Raw genomic sequence first — 1800 nt, forward strand, 5'->3', positions numbered from 1 at the left:
AGCAACAGGTGATGTTAGTATCGAATTTTCGGTTGATATACTGCCAAGTACTATCCGATATGATGTCGATGAACTAGAAGAGATCACGGTCCCGTCACCCCCAAATGGCATAGATTACAATCTGTTACCGACCGGCAGCGTTCCAATTATTCATGAAGATCACTTGATTTGCATTCAGCACCGAGATAGAAACTCGCACTCTTCATTGACTAACGGGCAGACCGTTAATGTAATTTCAGGAGCGAACTGGCTAGACATTGTAGACAGCGAGGGAAAATCGTTATATTCACTCACTGACGACAATTACTCTTATGACAGAACGTTGGGAACTGTCACGATTAAATCTGGTGTATCTGCGTTTACAGCCCCGTTTATCATTACTGCAATACAATCAGAGCTTGTTCAAGTTGATAGTATTAACGGTCAAGACATTCAGCTTTTAACGAGTTTAAGCAAAAGTTACCCTGCTGGCTCAACAGTTTCTAGTGTTCAGCGCCTAGGCAATTTTCAAGCTAGATCGTCAGATGAAAGAACAGTAAGTGCATGGCAAAACAATTTTGGTGATACCGGCGCAAGTGCATCAAATACCGTTAATACCATTCAATACCCCATCCAAATGATTAATTCGGGTGCAATTAATCAGCGTTGGGCTGTTGTTTTTACATCAAATACTGAGTTTACGGTATACGGTGAAACTTTGGGCGCTGTTTTAAATGGCTCGATTAGTAGTGATTGCAAGCCGATTAACCCTTTTGTAAACAGCCCTTATTTCACAATATTAAGCGCCGCGTTCGGGTCCGGTTTAAATATTGGGGAAGCTTTTTTGTTTACTACCTACGCATCAAGTAAGCCCACCATGCTAATTCGTTCAATATCACCTGGTCACACAAATATAGAGCACGATAGCTCGACAATATCGTTCAGAGGTTTTTACTAATGTCTATGCCAGTTTCAGTATATAGCTCAACGGATGCCGGAGCACCCCAATTTACAGAAGGGAAGCCCAGTGAGTTTTTTAACGTTTTAAAGGCGTGTTTGATAGACGGGTATGGAGACAAAGCAGCGGCAGGCTGGCAGCTACAATCCATTACACCATCAGAAATGATTATTAATAATGACCCTAACACTGCGAGCGGCTTTACAGCGAGACTAACTTCTGAAAGAGACGATGATTCAGTTCGTCAATGTGTTGGTGTCACACCAATGAAAGCATGGACAGGGACTGAGGCGTTGTTACCAGGTTATATGAAAGTGATTTACATCGCTTCTGACGCTCGCTTTTTTAACTGGACGTTGATCGCATCAAAATCGGGCTTTTATTTCTTTAAAGGTTGGTGGGATGATTTGGTGGGGGGGCCTTATCAATATGGCGCAAAAGAAACCGCGATTTTTGTCGGGGATATTAAGCCTTTTGTAGCCAATGACTTATCCATTTTTTTAGCATATGGTTCAGATAGCGGTAGGAAAAACCACGAATTTGGTAGCCGGTATTCGCAGGAATCATACGACTTCGGTTTTGATATGGGACTTAATGGCTCAATTTCGCAAACCGTAAAATTATATGATCGTGCATTAAATGGTTCGCCAATTGATTACCATGTTCGTCCGATGCTGATCAATGCAAACCCTAGTCAACCGGCTCCGCCGACTGATGGCCTGTACCTACCTGTGTACATAATGAATGATTTAGGCACACCACAATGTTTGCGGGGATTGTTGCCTGGTTTGTTGCACCCTACAGAGCCGCAGCACCGCAACGAGCTGCCTCCTTTTTATAATTACATTAATGGGCAAAAACAC

2 pseudogenes are annotated in these 1800 nt (G+C 42.8%); both read left to right on the forward strand.

Annotated elements, in window-relative coordinates:
* Positions 1 to 937: pseudogene (locus N473_RS26610) on the forward strand (hypothetical protein); the annotation flags it as partial.
* Positions 937 to 1800 (forward strand): annotated as a pseudogene (locus tag N473_RS24690) (hypothetical protein); the annotation flags it as partial. The pseudogenes N473_RS26610 and N473_RS24690, both read left to right, overlap by 1 nt.

Source organism: Pseudoalteromonas luteoviolacea CPMOR-1, assembly GCF_001625685.1.
Lineage (GTDB): Bacteria > Pseudomonadota > Gammaproteobacteria > Enterobacterales > Alteromonadaceae > Pseudoalteromonas > Pseudoalteromonas luteoviolacea_K.